Source organism: Bacillus norwichensis (assembly GCF_014836955.1).
Lineage (GTDB): Bacteria > Bacillota > Bacilli > Bacillales > Bacillaceae_C > Siminovitchia > Siminovitchia norwichensis.
Window position 1 is genome coordinate 16,714 of the sequence record NZ_JACSPV010000048.1, and the last position, 16,928, is coordinate 33,641.

General features: G+C 43.5%; 14 protein-coding genes and 1 other annotated feature. All 14 genes read left to right on the top strand.

Annotation, left to right across the window (positions count from 1 at the left end; all coding sequences use genetic code 11):
• Positions 1-13 precede the first annotated feature (13 nt).
• The 14 genes from secE to tuf all read left to right on the top strand — a co-directional run bounded on the left by secE (position 14) and on the right by tuf (position 16,799).
• Positions 14-199 (top strand): preprotein translocase subunit SecE, encoded by a 186-nt coding sequence (secE, locus tag H9631_RS18930; RefSeq protein ID WP_120118051.1) that lies wholly within the window; start codon positions 14-16, stop codon positions 197-199.
• A gap of 344 nt (positions 200-543) precedes the next feature.
• A complete protein-coding gene (gene nusG / locus H9631_RS18935; protein ID WP_191815588.1) occupies positions 544-1,080 on the top strand; it encodes a transcription termination/antitermination protein NusG in 537 nt (178 codons plus the stop codon).
• A 130-nt stretch (positions 1,081-1,210) separates the two neighbouring features.
• Positions 1,211-1,636 carry a 50S ribosomal protein L11 gene (gene rplK, locus H9631_RS18940; RefSeq protein ID WP_018708714.1) on the top strand — a complete coding sequence of 142 codons (426 nt, stop codon included), beginning with the start codon at positions 1,211-1,213 and terminating at the stop codon, positions 1,634-1,636.
• Positions 1,637-1,730: 94 nt separating this feature from the next.
• The gene (gene rplA / locus H9631_RS18945; RefSeq protein ID WP_191815589.1) at positions 1,731-2,432 is read left to right on the top strand and encodes a 50S ribosomal protein L1; all 702 of its coding nucleotides are present in this window, start codon (positions 1,731-1,733) and stop codon (positions 2,430-2,432) included.
• Between the two features lie 38 nt (positions 2,433-2,470).
• Positions 2,471-2,620: a sequence feature (ribosomal protein L10 leader region), on the top strand.
• Positions 2,621-2,657: 37 nt separating this feature from the next.
• Positions 2,658-3,152 (top strand): 50S ribosomal protein L10, encoded by a 495-nt coding sequence (gene rplJ, locus H9631_RS18950; RefSeq protein WP_191815590.1) that lies wholly within the window; start codon positions 2,658-2,660, stop codon positions 3,150-3,152.
• A gap of 47 nt (positions 3,153-3,199) precedes the next feature.
• On the top strand, positions 3,200-3,565 hold the full coding sequence (rplL, locus tag H9631_RS18955; RefSeq protein WP_191815591.1) for a 50S ribosomal protein L7/L12: 366 nt from the start codon (positions 3,200-3,202) through the stop codon (positions 3,563-3,565).
• Positions 3,566-3,752: 187 nt separating this feature from the next.
• Positions 3,753-4,364: a class I SAM-dependent methyltransferase gene (locus H9631_RS18960; protein WP_191815592.1), complete on the top strand. Its 612-nt coding sequence runs from the start codon at positions 3,753-3,755 to the stop codon at positions 4,362-4,364.
• A gap of 224 nt (positions 4,365-4,588) precedes the next feature.
• Complete coding sequence (rpoB, locus tag H9631_RS18965) at positions 4,589-8,143, top strand: DNA-directed RNA polymerase subunit beta (RefSeq protein WP_191815593.1); 3,555 nt, start codon at positions 4,589-4,591, stop codon at positions 8,141-8,143.
• Positions 8,144-8,201: 58 nt separating this feature from the next.
• Positions 8,202-11,798, top strand: a complete 3,597-nt coding sequence (gene rpoC, locus H9631_RS18970; RefSeq protein ID WP_191815595.1) for a DNA-directed RNA polymerase subunit beta' — start codon at positions 8,202-8,204, stop codon at positions 11,796-11,798.
• A 271-nt stretch (positions 11,799-12,069) separates the two neighbouring features.
• Positions 12,070-12,318, top strand: a complete 249-nt coding sequence (locus H9631_RS18975; RefSeq protein ID WP_191815596.1) for a 50S ribosomal protein L7ae-like protein — start codon at positions 12,070-12,072, stop codon at positions 12,316-12,318.
• Between the two features lie 111 nt (positions 12,319-12,429).
• Positions 12,430-12,849 carry a 30S ribosomal protein S12 gene (rpsL, locus tag H9631_RS18980; protein WP_018708722.1) on the top strand — a complete coding sequence of 140 codons (420 nt, stop codon included), beginning with the start codon at positions 12,430-12,432 and terminating at the stop codon, positions 12,847-12,849.
• 38 nt (positions 12,850-12,887) lie between these two features.
• A complete protein-coding gene (gene rpsG / locus H9631_RS18985; RefSeq protein WP_120118041.1) occupies positions 12,888-13,358 on the top strand; it encodes a 30S ribosomal protein S7 in 471 nt (156 codons plus the stop codon).
• A 44-nt stretch (positions 13,359-13,402) separates the two neighbouring features.
• A complete protein-coding gene (fusA, locus tag H9631_RS18990; protein ID WP_191815597.1) occupies positions 13,403-15,478 on the top strand; it encodes an elongation factor G in 2,076 nt (691 codons plus the stop codon).
• Positions 15,479-15,611: 133 nt separating this feature from the next.
• Positions 15,612-16,799 (top strand): elongation factor Tu, encoded by a 1,188-nt coding sequence (tuf, locus tag H9631_RS18995; RefSeq protein ID WP_191815598.1) that lies wholly within the window; start codon positions 15,612-15,614, stop codon positions 16,797-16,799.
• Positions 16,800-16,928 lie beyond the last annotated feature (129 nt).

The window sequence follows — 16,928 nt, forward strand, 5'->3', positions numbered from 1 at the left end:
TGGAGGTTCGATCATGTCAAGCATAACTCAATTTTTCCGCAATGTCGGCTCGGAAATGAGAAAGGTGAGCTGGCCGAAGCGGAAAGAACTTGTAGGATACACCATAACGGTTGTCACAACAGTCGTGATACTTGCTCTATTTTTTGCGCTTGTCGATCTGGGAATTTCTAGAACTGTTCGGTTCTTTCTAGATCTATAAAACAACTGACTTTTATTTGATAAATTTGTATATTAGCCTGCTGCTCGTGGTATAATATAAGAACAATAAAGATGCCGCCGTATTTTCAAAAAAAGCCCGGTTAACGGGTTTTTTCATTTGCTTAAAGAAAAGCATAAGCGCCGTTTAGCGACGTACAAACTGGAATTGTGGAAGACGGCCGTTTAGGGGCGACCTTGAACTCCTGCCGTCTAAAGCTAAACACTGGAGCACTCCACTAATGAGATAAAGGAAACACGGCAATGAAGGCCTCATGATGCGACAGTCTGTCCGTCGGAGATAAAATTTAGATTAAATAGGGAGGGAAGGACATACAGTCCTGCTCAATGGAAAAAAATTGGTACGTTGTCCACACATATTCCGGATACGAAAACAAGGTGAAAACAAATCTTGAAAAAAGAGTAGAATCCATGGGGATGCAAGATAAGATTTTCCGCGTTATTGTTCCAGAAGATGAAGAAACAGCCACGAAAAATGGAAAGACAAAAACAGTTAAGAAAAAGGTTTTCCCTGGGTATGTACTAGTTGAGCTCATCATGACGGATGATTCTTGGTACGTCGTAAGGAACACTCCAGGAGTAACGGGATTTGTCGGATCTGCAGGATCTGGTTCTAAACCGACTCCACTTTTGCCAGAAGAGATCAATTATATATTAAAAAGAATGGGCGTGGAGAAGACTCCTATCGATGTGCAATTTGAAGAAGGCGAATCCGTAACAGTGAAAGAAGGGCCGTTTGCTGAATATACGGGTAAAATTGATTCGCTAGATTTGGACAAGGGTAAAGCGAGAGTGCTTGTGAATATGTTCGGACGTGAAACCCCTGTTGAACTTGACTTTGCTCAAATTGAAAAAATAACATAAAACAACTTGTTTTTTGACATCAAAAGTGATAATATTTTTAAGGTTAGATCTCGTAAGAGATGTTCTAGAAGATGAGTGGGAGGGGAAAGACCCCCTATTACCACATCACGGACTTAAGGAGGTGTGTCTCGTGGCTAAAAAAGTTATCAAAGTAGTAAAACTTCAAATTCCTGCGGGTAAAGCAAACCCAGCTCCACCAGTTGGACCGGCATTGGGTCAAGCAGGTGTAAATATCATGGGATTCTGTAAGGAGTTCAATGCTCGTACATCAGATCAAGCGGGATTGATTATTCCGGTTGAAATTACTGTGTTTGAAGACAGATCCTTTACTTTCATTACTAAAACTCCGCCTGCGGCTGTTCTATTGAAGAAAGCGGCTGGCATTGAATCAGGTTCCGGAGAACCGAATAAAAAGTCGGTTGCTACCGTAAAACGCGATAAAGTACGTGAAATCGCTGAAACAAAAATGCCTGACCTAAATGCAGCAAGTGTTGAAGCAGCTATGCAAATGGTTGAAGGCACTGCACGCAGTATGGGAATTAAGATCGAAGACTGATCGTTTAGGAGGTTGCAGAGCTGCATTCTTGTACCCTGCAACCTTTATTCGTGGGAGGTTTTTCCGCTAAAACCACAATATAGGAGGATTAATGATGGCTAAGAAAGGCAAGAAATATCTCGAAGCTTTAAAGCTTGTCGACCGTTCAAAAGCTTATGCAATCAATGAAGCAATTGAACTTGTCAAAAAAACAGACTTTGCTAAGTTTGACGCTACTGTTGAAGCAGCATTCCGTCTTGGAGTAGACCCGAAAAAAGCGGACCAACAAATCCGTGGCGCGGTTGTACTACCTAACGGTACTGGAAAAACTCAACGTGTCCTTGTTTTTGCAAAAGGGGAAAAAGCGAAAGAGGCTGAAGCCGCTGGTGCTGATTATGTAGGAGATGCAGAATTCATCAACAAAATTAACCAAGGTTGGTTTGACTTTGATGTAGTTGTTGCTACTCCAGACATGATGGGTGAAGTTGGTAAACTCGGACGTACGCTTGGGCCAAAAGGTCTAATGCCTAACCCGAAAACAGGTACAGTTACATTTGATGTTGAAAAAGCTGTAAATGAAATCAAAGCAGGTAAAGTGGAATACCGTTTGGATAAAGCTGGTATTATCCATGTGCCAATTGGAAAAGTTTCCTTTGAAGACGAAAAACTTCAAGAAAACTTTACAACAATATTTGATACAATTTTAAAAGCTAAACCAGCAGCTGCTAAAGGGACATTCATGAAAAATGTTTCCGTCACATCTACGATGGGACCTGGAATCAAAGTGGATCCTTCAACAGTAACTGTGAAAGCATAAGTTGACAACATTTTATCTTGTTGATAAAATATAAAAGTTGAAAAATAACATTTGTACCGTAGACAGCAGGTGCTCCACGGAGCTTAATTTCCCGCCGAGGTCATTGCGATATATTATATTCAATCTGTTTGCACAGATTGAACGCAAAACCTCCATGTCTATTGCCTGGAGGTTTTTTATATTTATCCGGTATGAATGTTCATCTGAGAATTGGGAGGTGTAAGGATGAGCAAAGTAATTGAGCAAAAGAAACAAATCGTTGAAGAAATTGCAGGCAAAATGAAAGCTAGTGTATCTACTGTTATCGTAGACTACCGTGGTTTGAATGTAGCTGAGGTGACTGAGCTTCGCAAACAGCTTCGTGAAGCAGGTGTTGAATACAAAGTTTACAAAAACTCTATGACACGCCGTGCGGCTGAGGAAGCAGGTCTTGCTGAACTTAACGAACAGCTTGTAGGACCAAATGCGATTGCATTCAGCACTGAGGATGTCGTTGCCCCTGCGAAAATCTTGAATGATTTCGCAAAAGGTCACGAAGCTTTAGAAATTAAAGCAGGTGTCATCGAAGGAAACGTTGCTACAGTTGAGGAAATCAAGGCGCTTGCAAGTCTTCCTTCCCGCGAAGGATTGCTTTCCATGTTGCTTAGCGTTCTTCAAGCTCCAATGCGTAACTTCGCACTTGCAACTAAAGCTGTTGCTGACCAAAAAGAAGAAGCGTAAACTGGCCATAGCCATATAAAATTTTAAAAAATCTGGAGGAATAAATCATGACGAAAGAACAAATCATTGAAGCTGTCAAAGAAATGACAGTTCTTGAGCTTAACGATCTTGTAAAAGCAATTGAAGAAGAATTCGGCGTAACTGCTGCTGCTCCTGTAGCTGTTGCTGGTGGAGCTGCTGCTGCAGATGCTGGTGCAGAGAAAACAGAATTCGATGTAATTCTTGCCAGCGCTGGTGCACAAAAAATCAAAGTTATCAAAGCTGTTCGTGAAGCTACAGGCCTTGGCTTGAAAGAAGCAAAAGAGCTTGTTGATAACGCTCCTAAACCAATCAAAGAAGGCGCATCTAAAGAAGAAGCTGAAGAGCTTAAAGCGAAACTTGAAGAAGTTGGAGCAGAAGTCGAAGTTAAGTAATGATGTATTGATGGAAAAGCTCGCTTTTATTAGGCGGGCTTTTTTCGCACTTTTACTAGAAATGTGTAAACGCCAAGAGAAACATGGTGACCAAGAAAGCGCCAATTCGCAGCATCTGTGTGTCACTAGATAATGAAAAAAGCATAAGCTCCTATTTTTCGACGTTTCTTATCAATCGGAGGTTGCTATGACAGAGCATTATTATTCGCGTAAACCTGAAGTGGGCAGTGACCCTATTTATTGGGATGCGAGGTTACGGAATCATTCTTTTCGTTTCAAGACAGACCATGGTGTTTTTTCAAAGCAAGAGGTAGATTTTGGTTCTCGGCTTTTGATAGATACTTTTGTAATGCCGGATTTAGATGGTCCTTTGCTTGACCTGGGATGCGGCTATGGTCCTATCGGGCTAAGTCTTGCCAAGGACTTCCCAGAGAGAATGATCCACATGGCTGATATTAATGAACGTGCGATTGGCTTGGCGAAAGAAAATGCAGCTGCCAATCAGATTGAAAATGTGAAAATCTATGAAAGTGACAGCTTTCAAAGTGTTGAAGAAAAAGGCTTCGCAGCCATATTGATCAACCCGCCTATCAGGGCCGGAAAACAGGTCATCTTTAATATGTTCGAAAATGCCTTTCGTCATCTCGCCGATAATGGAGAACTGTGGATTGTGATTCAGAAAAAACAGGGCGCCCCTTCCACAAAAGCAAAATTGGAAGATATCTTTAGCCAGGTCCAGACTACGGGTAAGAAAAAAGGCTATTATATTTTTCAATCAAAAAAGTTTGCATCTCTTTGACTCTTGTGCTAATATTGTAAGATGCTAATACCATGCTTTCCATAAAAAAGCTAATAGTTGTATATTTATTGGTTATTATGGGAAAAATTATTTAATATAGGTTCGTCTCGGGAAATTGTGGTTTTCAAAGTAAAACCATTTTTCTTTTTGTCTGATGATTCGTATCCTGCTTGATTAGAGCGGATAGAATGAATAAAATGCATGATTTTTGAGGGGTGAATCAGTTGACAGGTCAACTTGTTCAGTATGGACGGCACCGCCAGCGCAGAAGCTTTGCTAGGATCAGTGAAGTATTGGAACTGCCAAACCTTATTGAAATTCAATCTTCCTCTTATCAATGGTTTCTTGATGAGGGCTTAAAGGAAATGTTTCAGGACATCTCCCCAATTGAAGATTTCGCCGGGAATCTATCATTGGAATTTATCGATTATAGTCTCGGTGAACCAAAATATTCTGTGGAAGAATCTAAAGAGCGCGATGCCACATATTCCGCTCCACTTCGCGTTAAACTGCGTCTTTTAAATAAAGAGACTGGCGAAGTTAAAGACCAGGATGTGTTCATGGGAGACTTCCCGCTGATGACAGAAATGGGAACATTCATCATCAATGGGGCAGAGCGTGTCATAGTTTCACAGCTGGTGCGTTCTCCAAGTGTTTATTACAGCGCTAAGATTGATAAGAATGGCAAGAAAGGCTTCACTGCCACTGTCATTCCGAACCGTGGCGCATGGCTGGAATATGAAACAGATGCGAAAGATGTTGTGTATGTCCGTATCGACCGGACGAGGAAACTGCCGGTAACGGTTCTTTTGCGTGCACTGGGTTTTGGTTCTGATCAAGAAATCATCGAATTAATAGGAGATAATGAGTATCTCCGCAATACTCTGGAAAAAGATAACACAGAGAGCGCTGAAAAAGCGTTGCTTGAAATCTATGAACGTCTTCGTCCAGGTGAACCTCCGACAGTTGAGAATGCGAAAAGCCTTCTTGTTTCGCGCTTTTTCGATCCGAAAAGATACGATTTAGCCAACGTTGGACGCTATAAAATTAACAAAAAGCTTCATATTAAAAATCGTCTTTTTGGTCAACGATTGGCAGAAACCTTGGCTGATCCGGAAACCGGTGAAATTATTGCGGAAAAAGGTACTCTACTCGACCGCCGCACATTGGACAAATTGATTCCTTACCTTGAAAAAGGCGCAGGATTCAAAACATATAACAATAATGGCGGTGTGCTAGAAGAAGACATTACCGTTCAAACTATTAAAATATATGCTCCGCATGACGATGAGGAAAAAGAAATCAATGTCATCGGTAATTCTTTCATAGAGGAAGAAATTAAGAATATTACACCTGCCGATATCATTGCTTCCATCAGCTATTTCTTTGACCTTCTTTATGGAGTCGGTGATACAGATGATATCGACCATTTGGGTAACCGCCGTCTTCGTTCTGTCGGAGAACTGCTTCAAAACCAGTTCAGAATTGGATTGTCTCGTATGGAGAGGGTTGTTCGTGAGCGGATGTCGATCCAAGACATCAACACAATCACTCCACAACAATTGATCAATATCCGTCCGGTTATTGCATCCATTAAAGAATTCTTTGGAAGCTCCCAGTTGTCACAGTTTATGGACCAGACGAATCCATTGGCGGAATTGACTCATAAGCGAAGATTATCTGCTCTTGGACCAGGTGGTTTGACTCGTGAACGTGCTGGAATGGAAGTTCGGGACGTCCACTATTCACACTATGGACGTATGTGTCCGATCGAGACACCGGAGGGTCCAAACATTGGATTGATCAACTCGCTGTCCACTTTTGCGAAGGTGAATCGCTTCGGTTTTATTGAAACACCTTACCGTCGTGTTGACCCTGAAACAGGCAGAGTAACTTCCCAAATTGACTATTTAACTGCAGACGAAGAAGATAATTACGTTGTCGCGCAGGCAAATGCTCCATTGACAGAGGAAGGCACTTTCGAAAATGACGAAGTCATTGCTCGTTTCCGTGGAGAAAACACCGTGATTAGAAGAGATCGAATTGACTACATGGACGTTTCTCCTAAGCAGGTTGTGTCTGCTGCAACAGCATGTATTCCATTCTTGGAAAACGATGACTCCAACCGTGCCCTAATGGGAGCGAACATGCAGAGACAGGCCGTTCCTCTCATGCAGCCGGAAGCACCGCTTGTAGGTACTGGAATGGAATATGTATCCGCGAAGGATTCAGGTTCTGCTGTAATCTGCAAGCATAATGGTGTCGTGGAACACATTGAGGCGCGAGAAGTATGGGTGCGTAGAATTCAGGAAATTGATGGGCAGGAAGTAAAAGGTGATCTTGATAAATACCGCCTGCAAAAGTTTGTCCGTTCCAATCAAGGAACCTGCTATAACCAGCGCCCAATCGTAAGTGTAGGCAACCGTGTTGTCAAAGGTGAAATCCTTTCAGACGGCCCATCCATGGATCAAGGGGAATTGGCACTTGGCCGAAACGTCCTCGTAGGATTTATGACATGGGAAGGCTATAACTACGAAGATGCGATCATCATGAGTGAAAGACTTGTAAAAGATGATGTTTATACATCGATTCATATTGAAGAATATGAATCAGAAGCCAGGGATACAAAACTTGGTCCTGAAGAAATGACAAGAGACATTCCAAACGTTGGGGAAGATGCTCTTAAAAACCTTGATGAGCGCGGAATCATCCGGATTGGTGCGGAAGTCAAGGATGGCGACTTGCTCGTCGGAAAAGTAACACCAAAAGGTGTAACGGAGCTGACAGCTGAAGAGCGCCTGCTTCACGCTATCTTTGGTGAAAAAGCACGTGAAGTCCGGGATACTTCCCTCCGAGTGCCTCATGGCGGCGGCGGAATCGTCTTGGATGTAAAAGTGTTCAACCGTGAAGACGGCGACGAGCTTTCTCCAGGTGTGAACCAGCTTGTCCGTGTATATATTGTTCAGAAAAGGAAAATTTCCGAAGGGGACAAAATGGCGGGACGCCACGGTAACAAAGGGGTTATCTCCCGTATTCTTCCGGAAGAGGATATGCCATACATGCCTGACGGCACACCTATTGATGTCATGCTTAACCCACTTGGGGTTCCTTCAAGGATGAACATCGGTCAGGTGCTTGAACTACACTTGGGTATGGCCGCGAGATACTTGGGACTGCACATGGCATCTCCAGTATTTGACGGTGCAACCGAAGAGGATGTATGGGCAACGATTGAAGAAGCCGGCATGGCTTCTGATGCGAAAACGGTCCTTTATGACGGACGAACAGGAGAAGCTTTTGATAACCGTGTCTCCGTGGGTGTCATGTATATGCTGAAACTTGCGCATATGGTTGATGATAAGCTGCATGCCCGTTCTACAGGTCCTTACTCACTCGTTACTCAGCAGCCGCTTGGTGGTAAAGCCCAGTTTGGCGGTCAGCGTTTCGGGGAGATGGAAGTATGGGCGCTTGAAGCATACGGTGCAGCATACACTCTTCAAGAAATCCTTACTGTAAAATCTGACGATGTTGTTGGACGTGTAAAAACATATGAAGCAATTGTCAAAGGCGAAAACGTCCCAGAACCGGGTGTTCCAGAATCATTTAAGGTTCTGATCAAAGAACTGCAAAGCCTTGGAATGGATGTTAAAATCCTGTCCGGGGACGAACAGGAAATTGAGATGCGCGAGCTTGAGGACGATGATGATCTTCACCAGGCAGACACATTGAACATTGCTCCTGAAACTAAAGTGGAAGAAACAGCTGCTACAAAGGAGTAAATGATGTCAGATAAGGCAATTAGGGTAAAACCTGTATATGAAAAGGGAGGTAGGCCCCTTGCTGGATGTAAATAACTTCGAGTATATGAAAATCGGTCTTGCTTCACCTGATAAGATCCGTTCATGGTCTTTTGGTGAAGTAAAAAAACCGGAAACAATTAACTATAGAACTTTAAAGCCAGAGAAGGACGGTCTTTTCTGCGAGCGGATCTTTGGTCCGACTAAAGACTGGGAATGCCACTGTGGAAAATACAAACGAGTGCGATATAAAGGCGTCGTTTGTGACCGATGCGGTGTGGAAGTGACCAGAGCAAAAGTCCGCCGTGAACGCATGGGGCACATTGAACTGGCTGCTCCTGTTTCTCACATCTGGTACTTCAAAGGAATTCCAAGCCGGATGGGACTTCTATTGGATATGTCCCCCCGGGCTTTGGAAGAAATTATTTATTTCGCTTCTTATGTAGTGACAGATCCTGCAGACACTACGCTTGAGAAGAAACAGCTTTTATCTGAAAGGGAATATCGTGCTTATCGTGAAAAGTACGGTTCAACTTTCAGTGCTGGAATGGGAGCGGAGGCTATTAAAAAGCTTCTGCAAGACATAGATCTTGACAAAGAAGTTGAGATCTTGAAAGAAGAGCTCAAAACAGCGCAAGGCCAGCGGCGTACACGCGCTATCAGAAGGCTTGAGGTGCTAGAAGCTTTCCGTCACTCCGGAAATCATCCGGATTGGATGGTGCTTGATGTACTTCCTGTTATTCCTCCGGAATTACGCCCAATGGTTCAACTCGAGGGAGGCAGGTTCGCTACATCGGATCTGAACGATTTATATCGTCGTGTAATTAACCGGAACAACCGTCTGAAAAGACTCTTGGATCTTGGAGCTCCTGGCATCATCGTCCAAAATGAAAAGCGGATGCTTCAGGAAGCTGTTGATGCTCTCATTGATAATGGACGAAGAGGCCGTCCGGTTACAGGACCTGGAAATCGTCCGCTCAAATCCCTCTCACATATGCTGAAGGGTAAGCAAGGGCGTTTCCGTCAAAACTTGCTTGGTAAGCGGGTAGACTATTCAGGCCGTTCTGTTATCGTCGTTGGACCAAGTCTGAAGATGTATCAATGCGGACTTCCAAAAGAGATGGCTTTGGAATTGTTCAAACCATTTGTTATGAAAGAACTCGTAGAAAAAGGCTTGGCTCATAATATTAAAAGCGCCAAGCGTAAAATCGAACGTGTTCATCCGGAGGTTTGGGATGTACTAGAAGAGGTCATCCGTGAACACCCAGTGCTTTTAAACCGTGCACCGACGTTGCACAGGCTGGGAATTCAGGCGTTTGAACCAACTCTTGTTGAAGGAAGGGCAATCCGCCTTCATCCGCTTGTATGTACGGCTTATAATGCGGACTTTGACGGTGACCAAATGGCTGTCCATGTTCCGTTATCTGCTGAAGCTCAAGCAGAAGCAAGGCTTTTGATGCTGGCAGCACAGAACATCTTGAACCCAAGAGATGGCAAGCCAGTTGTTACACCTTCTCAGGATATGGTTCTCGGGAACTATTATCTGACACTGGAGCGCGAAGATGCTACAGGAGAGGGTATGGTATTCGGCAATGCAGATGAGGCGCTTTTGGCGTATTATAACGGGTATATCCACCTGCATTCACGGATTGCAATTCATGTAGATTCTCTGCCAAATGAAAGATTCTCTGAGGAACAGCGTAAAAAATTGTTGGTAACGACTATGGGTAAAATTATTTTTAATGAAATTTTGCCAACTTCGTTCCCATACATCAATGAACCGACGAAAGAGAATTTGGAACTAAATACGCCAGAAAAGTATTTTGTTGATACAACAGAGAATGTTGCAGAATTTATTAAGAAACAACCGCTGGTTAAACCATTTAAGAAGAAGATTCTCGGGAATGTTATTGCGGAGATCTTTAAAAGATTCCAGATTACTGAGACATCCAAAATGCTTGATAGCATGAAGAATCTTGGTTTCAAATATTCAACTAAAGCGGGAATTACGGTTGGAGTATCTGATATCGTGGTTCTTGCAGAGAAAGAAACTATTCTTGAGGAAGCTCAGACTAAAGTTGACAATGTCCTGAAGCAGTTCAAGAGAGGTCTCATCACAGATGAAGAGCGTTATGACCGCGTCATTTCCATCTGGAGTGCCGCAAAAGACGAAATTCAGGATAGGTTGATGCAATCCTTAGAAAACCTCAACCCGATTTACATGATGAGTGACTCTGGTGCGAGGGGTAACCCTTCCAACTTCACACAGTTGGCGGGTATGCGTGGACTCATGGCCAACCCGGCTGGGCGGATCATCGAACTTCCAATCAAATCAAGCTTCCGGGAAGGATTGACAGTACTCGAGTACTTTATCTCTACCCACGGAGCGCGTAAAGGATTGGCGGATACCGCTCTGAAAACAGCCGATTCAGGTTACTTGACAAGAAGGCTGGTAGATGTGGCGCAGGATGTAATTGTCCGTGAGGACGACTGTGGTACTGACAGAGGCCTACTTGTTTCATCGCTAAAAGATGGCACAGAAGAAATCGAGCCTTTGGAAGAAAGACTGATTGGACGCTTTACTCGCAAAAAGATTGTTCATCCTGAAACAGGGGAAACTATTATTGAAGAGAACAACCTGATTACGGAGGATACGGCGAGAGAAATTGTCAGCGCAGGAATCGACAAAGTCTGGATTCGTTCGGCGTTCACATGTAATACGCGCCATGGTGTTTGTAAAAAATGCTACGGTCGCAATCTGGCAACTGGTTCAGTAGTAGATGTTGGTGAAGCGGTAGGAATCATTGCCGCTCAGTCAATTGGAGAGCCAGGTACACAGCTTACGATGAGAACCTTCCACACCGGCGGGGTAGCTGGAGACGATATCACGCAAGGTCTTCCGCGTATTCAGGAATTGTTCGAAGCCCGTAATCCGAAAGGGCAGGCAGTTATCTCTGAAATCAGCGGTGTTGTTACTGCCATCAATGAGGGCAGGGATCGTCAGCATGAAATTGTCATACAGGGCGAGATTGAAAGCAAATCATATAATGCGCCGTATACTGCTCGGTTGCGTGTAGCAGTGAACGATCGAGTGGAACGTGGACAGGAATTGACCGAAGGATCCATTGATCCGAAGGAACTGTTGCGTGCCAAAGATGTGGCTGCTGTACAAGAGTATCTTTTACTCGAGGTACAAAAGGTTTACCGCATGCAAGGGGTTGAAATTGGCGACAAGCACATCGAAGTGATGGTTCGCCAGATGCTGCGGAAAGTCAGAGTAACAGACGCGGGAGAGACCGATGTACTGCCGGGAACATTACTCGATATTCACCAGTTTACGGATGCAAACGAAAAAGTGTTGCTTGAAGGAAACCAGCCTGCAACCGGACGTCCGGTATTGCTCGGTATTACAAAAGCATCGCTTGAGACAGATTCCTTCTTGTCAGCTGCTTCATTCCAAGAAACAACACGTGTGTTGACAGACGCTGCCATCAAAGGCAAGCGGGATGAGTTGCTTGGCCTGAAAGAGAACGTCATTATTGGAAAACTGGTTCCTGCCGGAACTGGAATGCAGCGCTACAGAAGAGCGAGTGCTGTGTTGAAGAAAGAAGAAGACGATGCAGTCAACGTAGAATAACAGTAGAGCCGCCGGCAGTTTTTGCCGGCGGATTCTTATAAAGAAAAGTTTATGTAATTTGGTAGATCTCTCTGAAAAAAAGTGCTTTGTCCAGCCTTTCAAGGTCTAAGGACTGCCTTCTCAAGAATCGACTTGTGCTTTCTAGTGCTAAGCAGGGCGCTTATTTTCTTAAGCAAAATTCGCTTTTATTGTTGACATTAAAAATACCAGATGATACTATATTCAAGGTGATCCTATCATAATAACCTGTTACTTTGGAGGATGCGTAAAATTGTCTTATGAAAAAGTATTGCAGGATGCAAATTTGATTATAGGAACAAAGCAAACAGTAAGAGCTCTGAAATCAGGTCATGCGAAGGAAGTTTTCGTTGCGCAGGATGCCGACTCCAGGATTACGGATAACATCATAAGTACAGCGAAAGAACTGGATGTTCCCGTTACTAAAGTCGACTCCATGAAAAAACTTGGCAAAGCATGCGGTATTGATGTAGGTGCGGCAGCTGTTGCCATCATTCACTAAAGGTGTTTTTGCAGAGGACGCGTATGTTGTCCGCAAAAACTTGTTTTTTTGCTTTAAAAAGAACCACCTGGATGTGTGGGTCTATAGAAAACCGGAAAGGAGGAAACATTAATGCCTACAATTAATCAGTTGGTACGCAAACCAAGAAAGTCAAAAGTAACTACTTCTGACTCTCCAGCACTTAACAAAGGGTACAATAGCTTCAAGAAAGCAAGCACAAACGTTTCTTCTCCACAAAAGCGTGGCGTTTGTACTCGTGTTGGTACAATGACACCTAAAAAACCGAACTCTGCACTACGTAAATATGCTCGTGTTCGTTTGACGAACGGAATTGAGGTAACTGCCTATATTCCTGGAATCGGACATAACCTTCAAGAGCACAGCGTTGTATTGATTCGCGGTGGACGTGTTAAAGACTTACCGGGTGTACGTTATCACATCGTTCGTGGTGCACTTGACACTGCTGGTGTTGAAAACCGTGCACAAAGCCGTTCTAAATATGGAACAAAACGCCCTAAAGAGAAAAAATAATGTAATATTATTCACTGTTTGTGAAAGGAGGAACACCAATGCCACGTAAAGGACCAGTCGCAAAAAGAGACGTGCTTCCTGATCCGTTATACAACTCTAAGCTTGTAACTCGTTTGATCAACAAATTGATGATCGACGGTAAGAGAGGAAAAGCACAATCTATCCTATATTCAGCATTTAACCTAGTTCAAGAAAGAAGCGGTAAAGACGCAATGGAGGTCTTTGACCAAGCTTTGAAAAACATCATGCCGGTCTTGGAAGTAAGAGCTCGCCGTGTAGGTGGAGCAAACTACCAAGTGCCAGTTGAAGTTCGTCCAGAACGTCGTTCAACATTAGGTCTTCGTTGGTTAGTGAACTACGCACGTCTTCGTGGAGAAAAAACCATGGAAGAGCGTTTAGCCAATGAAATTCTAGATGCTGCAAACAACAGCGGTGCTTCAGTTAAGAAGCGTGAAGATACACATAAAATGGCTGAGGCAAACAAAGCATTTGCCCACTATCGCTGGTAAGATTATCACTATTTTATTTATATACTAGGAAGGAGAAAGACGAGATGCCTAGAGAGTTCTCCTTAGAAAAAACTCGTAATATCGGAATCATGGCTCATATTGATGCCGGTAAAACAACGACAACCGAGCGCATCCTTTTCTATACAGGGCGAATCCACAAAGTGGGCGAAACTCACGAAGGTGCTTCCCAGATGGACTGGATGGAACAAGAGCAGGAGCGTGGAATCACAATTACATCTGCTGCTACAACAGCACAGTGGAAAGGATACCGCGTCAATATTATTGACACTCCTGGTCACGTAGACTTCACTGTTGAAGTTGAACGTTCCTTAAGGGTTTTAGATGGAGCTGTAACAGTTCTTGATGCCCAATCAGGTGTTGAACCACAAACTGAAACAGTTTGGCGCCAGGCAACAACTTATGGAGTTCCACGAATTGTTTTCGTTAATAAAATGGATAAAATCGGTGCGGACTTTTTATATGCAGTAAAAACTCTTCATGATCGTCTGGATGCCAATGCACATCCAATTCAGCTTCCAATTGGGGCAGAGGATACTTTTAGAGGTATTGTAGACCTTGTTGAAATGAAGGCTTGGATCTATGAGGGCGATGTATTAGATGCTACTGAATCAGAGATTCCGGAAGATCTTCAAGATCAAGCCGAAGAACTGCGTGCAAGCTTAATTGAGGCTGTAGCAGACTTTGATGAAGAGCTTATGATGAAATATCTCGAAGGAGAAGAAATCTCCAACGAAGAGCTTAAGGCTGCAATCCGTTCAGCAACTTTGAAAGTTGAATTCTACCCTGTACTTTGTGGAACAGCTTTCAAAAACAAAGGCGTTCAGCCTGTGCTGGATGCAGTTGTTGATTATTTGCCTGCTCCGACAGATATTGAATCAATCAAAGGGATTGTACCTGGTACAGACGAGGAACTTGAGCGTCATGCTGATGATAAAGAGCCATTTTCCGCTCTTGCTTTCAAAGTAATGACTGACCCTTATGTTGGTCGTTTGACTTTCTTCCGCGTGTACTCAGGCGTTCTTGAGTCTGGTTCTTACGTTCAAAACTCTACTAAAGGGAAACGTGAAAGAATCGGACGTATCCTTCAAATGCATGCGAACCACCGTGAAGAGATCTCTACTGCTTACAGCGGTGACATCGCGGCAGCGGTAGGATTGAAAGATACAGGTACAGGTGATACGCTTTGTGACGAAAAGAATCTTGTAATTCTTGAGTCTATGGAATTCCCTGAGCCGGTTATTTCAGTCGCTATCGAACCAAAATCAAAAGCGGACCAAGACAAAATGGGTACTGCACTTGCGAAATTGCAAGAAGAAGACCCGACTTTCCGCGCTGAAACAAACACAGAAACTGGCCAAGTAGTCATCTCGGGTATGGGTGAACTTCACCTTGATATCCTTGTTGACCGCATGAAGCGTGAGTTCAAAGTAGAAGCCAACGTGGGTGCTCCGCAGGTTTCTTACCGCGAAACATTCCGTTCTTCCGCCCAAGTAGAAGGAAAGTTCGTTCGCCAATCAGGTGGACGTGGACAGTTCGGGCACGTTTGGATTGAATTCTCTCCAAATGAAGAAGGAAAAGGTTTTGAATTTGAAAATGCGATTGTTGGTGGTGTTGTTCCACGTGAATACATTCCTGCAGTCCAAGCTGGACTTGAAGATGCACTGGATCAAGGTGTCATCGCAGGTTATCCGCTGATTGATGTCAAAGCAAAATTGTATGATGGTTCCTACCATGACGTTGACTCGAATGAGATGGCGTTTAGGATTGCTGCCTCTATGGCACTTAAAAACGCGGCAAAGAAATGTGACCCTGTCCTACTTGAACCACTTATGAAAGTTGAAGTCGTAGTTCCTGAAGAATATCTTGGGGATATCATGGGTGATGTTACATCTCGTCGTGGACGTGTTGAAGGTATGGAAGCGAGAGGTAACGCACAAGTGGTTAAAGCATTTGTTCCACTTTCCGAAATGTTCGGATATGCAACATCCCTTCGTTCCAATACACAAGGGCGCGGTACTTACACAATGCACTTTGACCACTATGAAGAAGTACCAAAATCCATCGCTGAAGAGATCATCAAGAAAAATAGCGGTGAATAATTGATTTTATTGCATCTATCAAGTATAACTACTAATAGATGATATTCGGGTAGCTTTAAAGTGAGGAAAAAGATCCTTCTTTGAAGCGCTCACCCATACTTATTATTTTTTAAAATTAAAGGAGGATTTCCTAATGGCTAAGGAAAAATTTGATCGTTCCAAAGAACATGCGAATATTGGTACAATTGGTCACGTTGACCATGGTAAAACAACTTTGACTGCTGCTATTGCTACTGTTCTTTCTAAGAAATTGGGTGGAGAAGCTAAGTCTTACGACCAAGTTGACAACGCTCCTGAAGAAAAAGAGCGTGGAATCACAATCTCTACTTCTCACATTGAATATGAAACTGAAAAGCGTCACTATGCACACGTTGACTGCCCAGGACACGCTGACTATGTTAAAAACATGATCACTGGTGCTGCGCAAATGGACGGAGCTATCCTTGTTGTATCAGCTGCTGATGGCCCAATGCCACAAACTCGTGAGCACATCCTTCTTTCTCGTCAAGTAGGTGTTCCATACATCGTTGTATTCATGAACAAATGTGACATGGTTGACGATGAAGAACTTCTTGAATTAGTTGAAATGGAGATCCGTGATCTTCTTTCTGAATATGAATTCCCTGGCGATGACATTCCTGTTATCAAAGGTTCTGCTCTTAAAGCTCTTGAAGGAGAAGCAGAGTGGGAAGAAAAAATCGTTGAATTGATGGACGCTGTTGACGAGTACATCCCAACTCCAACTCGTGAAACTGACAAGCCATTCATGATGCCTGTTGAGGACGTATTCTCTATCACTGGTCGTGGAACAGTTGCTACTGGCCGTGTTGAGCGTGGACAAGTTAAAGTCGGTGAGGAAGTAGAAATCATCGGTCTTGCTGAAGAGTCTAAGAAAACAACTGTTACTGGAGTAGAAATGTTCCGTAAGCTTCTTGACTATGCTGAAGCTGGAGACAACATTGGTGCACTTCTTCGTGGGGTTGCGCGTGAAGACATCCAACGTGGACAAGTTTTGGCTAAGCCTGGAACAATCACTCCACACACTAAATTTAAATCTGAAGTTTATGTTCTATCCAAAGAAGAAGGTGGACGTCATACTCCATTCTTCACTAACTACCGCCCTCAGTTCTACTTCCGTACAACTGACGTAACTGGTATCTGCAACCTTCCAGAAGGTGTAGAAATGGTTATGCCTGGCGACAACGTTGAAATGACAGTTGAGCTTATCTCCCCAATTGCGATTGAAGAAGGAACTAAATTCTCAATCCGTGAAGGTGGACGTACAGTAGGCGCTGGTGTCGTTGCTTCAATTGAAAAATAAGTCGACTGACTTATGATAAAAGAGTAGGGGACTGATCAACCCTACTCTTTTTTTGGCTCTATACTAAATGTTGGGGTTACCACACAATTTGCACAAAAAAACACACGCAAACATCCAATTCTTTTATAC

Coding starts and splice junctions, on each gene's coding strand:
- secE (WP_120118051.1), top strand. CDS start 14: ATGTCAAGCATAACTCAATTTTTCCGCAATGTCGGCTCGGAAATGAGA.
- nusG (WP_191815588.1), top strand. CDS start 544: ATGGAAAAAAATTGGTACGTTGTCCACACATATTCCGGATACGAAAAC.
- rplA (WP_191815589.1), top strand. CDS start 1,731: ATGGCTAAGAAAGGCAAGAAATATCTCGAAGCTTTAAAGCTTGTCGAC.
- rplJ (WP_191815590.1), top strand. CDS start 2,658: ATGAGCAAAGTAATTGAGCAAAAGAAACAAATCGTTGAAGAAATTGCA.
- rplL (WP_191815591.1), top strand. CDS start 3,200: ATGACGAAAGAACAAATCATTGAAGCTGTCAAAGAAATGACAGTTCTT.
- H9631_RS18960 (WP_191815592.1), top strand. CDS start 3,753: ATGACAGAGCATTATTATTCGCGTAAACCTGAAGTGGGCAGTGACCCT.
- rpsL (WP_018708722.1), top strand. CDS start 12,430: ATGCCTACAATTAATCAGTTGGTACGCAAACCAAGAAAGTCAAAAGTA.
- rpsG (WP_120118041.1), top strand. CDS start 12,888: ATGCCACGTAAAGGACCAGTCGCAAAAAGAGACGTGCTTCCTGATCCG.
- fusA (WP_191815597.1), top strand. CDS start 13,403: ATGCCTAGAGAGTTCTCCTTAGAAAAAACTCGTAATATCGGAATCATG.
- tuf (WP_191815598.1), top strand. CDS start 15,612: ATGGCTAAGGAAAAATTTGATCGTTCCAAAGAACATGCGAATATTGGT.